The following is a 3,195-nucleotide window of genomic DNA, read 5'->3' as shown; positions in this document are numbered from 1 at the left end:
CTCGGCGGCCAGCGGCCCGTACGCCTCCAGCCAGCTGAACTCCCCGCCCGCCTCCAGCTGTACGTGCTCCAGCTGCGTACGGGCGAGCCCCGCCTGGATCTCCGCGTAGCCGCCCGTGTCGGGCTCGGTCAGCCACTCCTGCCAGCGGCGGCCGCCCCGCCCCGCGCCCCACAGGAACAGCTTGCGGCCGCGCAGCAGGTCGGTCGAGGTCTGCACGAGCCCGTGGCCGTCCGCGTCCAGCGAGGCGATCCAGCGGCGGGCGCCGTCCGGCACCTCGTAGAAGAAGTCGGCCGCGTGCTCGCCGCGCAGCGGGTACGTACGGTCGGTGCCCTCCCACTCGGGCACCGGTACGCGCCGCAGCCGCCCCTCGTACGCGAAGTGCCAGGCCTCCTCGGCGGGGGCCAGGACGCGGGTCCTTGCTTCCTCCGGGACGGCGATGTTGGACCACCAGTAGACAGGCACGGGCCGGTCGTGCGGATTGCGGATCCGCACGCCGACGTGGAGGAAGTCGGAGCCCTCGGGCAGCCACAGGTCCACCTGGAAGGGCGTGTCCCGCAGCCGCTCCCACTCCCACAGCCGCAGCATCTCGCCCCCGTCGGGCGCGGGCACGCGCGCGGCGTGCAGCGGGGCGCAGGAGAGGGTGGTGTGCCCGGTGGCGCCGAGGTTCCACTCGATGCCGCCGGAGAACCAGGCGCCGTTGAGCGCGAAGGCAGCGGGCTGGAACACCGGGTTGCGGTAGAGGAGTTCGCGCCCGGTCGGCTTGTGGTGCAGGGAGTACACGCGCCCGCCGAGACCCGGCAGGACGGTGGCCCGGAGCCGGTCGTTCTCGATGACGATCGCGTCGAGGTCGATGGCGGCGCGCTCGCGGCCGTACCCGTCGAGCAGCCGCGCGGGCAGTACGGAGCCGAGGTGCCCGTAGCCGGTCTGGCGGGCCATGTCGGCGGGGAGCGCCCGCCGTTCGTGCTCGTCGAGCTGGTGGAGTTCGCCGAGCGGACGCAGTGGGGGCAGCGGGTTCTCCGGCCCGACGGGGGCTCCGGGCAGGGTCAGTACGGTCCGTCGCACGGTCGTGGCCAAGGCAACCTCACTCCCTCGCACGGGCCGTCGCCCGCCGACGCCCCGATGACCATGGAACACGTTCGGACCCGCGCTGACCAGGCCCTCTCCAGGTCAGGGTTGTGCAAAGCGTCACGCGGCCGGGGGCGCTCGCCGGGCCCGCGCAGGTCAGGTGAACGCGGCCTGGAGGAGGTCGGCGAGGAGCGCCGCGCCGGTTCCTCCGGGGTCGAGGTCGGGGTCGTAGACGGTGAGGTTGAAGCCCGCGCAGCGCGGCGAGCGGACCAGGGGGTGGAGCAGCGCGAGGAGTTCGCCGGTGGTGAGGCCGCCGGGGTCGGGGCTGTCGACGGCGGGCATCACGGACGGGTCGAGGACGTCGGCGTCGAGGTGCACCCAGAAGCCGTCGGTGGCGGGCGTCTCGAGCGTGGCGAGGTAGGCGAGGGCCAGGTCCTCCGCACCCCACTGCCGGATCTCGCCGACGGTCACGGTCGGGATCTTCAACTCGGCCAGTTCCGCACGGTCTTCCTCGTCGTCGCGGACGCCGATGACCCGGACGTCCTCGTCGCGCACGTACGGCCGCAGGCCCTCCAGGTCGGTCAGGTCCCGCTGGCCGCGTCCGGTGGCGATCGCCAGTTCCTCGCCCGCGGCGGCGCCGATGCCGTCGGAGTTGCCCGGGTGGCGGAAGTCGGAGTGGCCGTCGAGGAGCGCGAGGCCGTAGCGGCCGACGCGGCGCAGGGCGAGGGAGGCGCCGAGCTGGATGCTGCAGTCCCCGCCGAGGACGAGCGGGAAGTCGCCCGCGCGGACGTGGTGTTCGATCCGGTCGGCGAGCCGAACGGTGTACGCGGCGATGGCCTCGGCGTTGAAGACCCCGTCGCCCTCCTTCCAACTGCCCCGGTCGTAGCGCGGCGGCACGACGACCCCGCCTTCGTGGGCCCCGAGCCGCTGCACCAGCCGCTGCTCCCGCAGCGCGCCGGCGAGCTTGTAGCAGCCGGGGACGGCCCCTTCCACGGGCGGTCGGAGGCCGAGGTTCGAGGGGGCGTCGATGACTACGGTGCGGCGCATTCCGCCATTATCGCCGCAGGGTCAGGCCCGATCCGGCGATTGTGGGCACATCTCCGCCGTGATGGCCCAGCGCTCGTGGTCGCGCCAGGCGCCGCCGATGTGGAGGAAGTCCGGGGAGAACCCCTCAAGGCGGAAGCCGAGCCGCTGTACGAGGCCGCGGGAGGCCTCGTTGCCCGGCTGGATGTTGGCCTCCAGCCGGTGCAGGCCGAGGGGGCCGAATGCGTGGCGGACGACGAGCGCGAGCCCCTCGGTCATGAGGCCCCGGCGCGCGGCGTGCGCGAAGGCGCCGTAGCCGAGCGCCCCGCACTGGAACCCGCCCCGGACGATGTTGTTGATCGCGATCGCCGCCGCGATGGAGCCGTCGGCCGGGTCGCAGACCGCGAACCCCTCGCTCGTGTCCGTGGCGAACTTGGCGCTCCACCGCCCGTACTCGCCGGCCGTCTCCGGGAGGAACAGCCAGGGGTGGTGAAGAGCGGCGCTCTCCCGTGCGCGGGTGGTGAACTCCTCGGCGTCCCCCGGCAACAGGTGCCGGACGGCCACACGCGGGCCGGCGGCGAGGTAGGGAGGTCGGTTCGGCATCGGGTCATCGTACGGAGCGCTACGGGCAGGTCTCGGGGGGCTGTACGACATCGACCTCCACCGGGCGGCCCGCGTACACCTCGCCCGGGGCCGGGCGGTGGGAGCAGACCCGCCAGCCCTTCATGAAGAGGACGATCCGGTTCTGCCCGCTGACGTCGGTGGCGTGGATGCTGCTGCGGTAGCCGACCTTCTGGTACACCGCCGACAGCGGCTTCCCCTTCAGGTCCGGCATGAGGCGGGACGCGGGCACCCGGGTCTCGGGGGTGGCGCCGGGGCACTGCTCCTCGACGCGTACGACGCCCAGGGTGATCTCCGCGGTCCGCTCGGCCTCACCGGGGAGCGGGTCCTGGGTGCACACCTTCCAGTTGCGGCGCATGATCTGGTTGCGGCCCAGGCCCAGGGCGTCGTACGTGTGCGGCTCGGTGAAGCCCTCGGCCAGCGCCGCGTGCCGGGCCGAACTGGCCGTGCGGCCGACCAGGTTGGGCAGCGTGCCGCGGTCGGCGG

4 protein-coding genes are annotated in these 3,195 nt (G+C 73.7%); all 4 read right to left on the bottom strand.

Features of this window, described 5'->3' with window-relative positions; all coding sequences use genetic code 11:
- A partial coding sequence (locus tag AOK16_RS16100; RefSeq protein WP_157859231.1) for a DUF5107 domain-containing protein occupies positions 1-1,074 on the bottom strand: 1,074 nt, incomplete at its 3' end.
- A 147-nt stretch (positions 1,075-1,221) separates the two neighbouring features.
- Positions 1,222-2,112, bottom strand: coding sequence for an arginase family protein (locus AOK16_RS16095; RefSeq protein WP_055472932.1), 891 nt, complete (start codon positions 2,110-2,112; stop codon positions 1,222-1,224).
- A 21-nt stretch (positions 2,113-2,133) separates the two neighbouring features.
- Complete coding sequence (locus AOK16_RS16090; RefSeq protein WP_055472931.1) at positions 2,134-2,691, bottom strand: GNAT family N-acetyltransferase; 558 nt, start codon at positions 2,689-2,691, stop codon at positions 2,134-2,136.
- Positions 2,692-2,710: 19 nt separating this feature from the next.
- On the bottom strand, positions 2,711-3,195 hold a 485-nt coding region (locus AOK16_RS16085; RefSeq protein ID WP_055472930.1), incomplete at its 5' end, for a hypothetical protein.

The sequence above is a fragment of the Streptomyces pathocidini genome, from assembly GCF_001418495.1.
Taxonomy (GTDB): Bacteria; Actinomycetota; Actinomycetes; order Streptomycetales; family Streptomycetaceae; genus Streptomyces; species Streptomyces pathocidini.
Note: the sequence above shows the minus strand (reverse complement) of the source record. Positions and strands in the feature narration are given on the sequence as shown.

Bases quoted from the DNA above. Each gene is read 5' to 3' on its own strand.
- AOK16_RS16095 (WP_055472932.1), bottom strand. From the start codon at position 2,112: ATGCGCCGCACCGTAGTCATCGACGCCCCCTCGAACCTCGGCCTCCGA.
- AOK16_RS16090 (WP_055472931.1), bottom strand. From the start codon at position 2,691: ATGCCGAACCGACCTCCCTACCTCGCCGCCGGCCCGCGTGTGGCCGTC.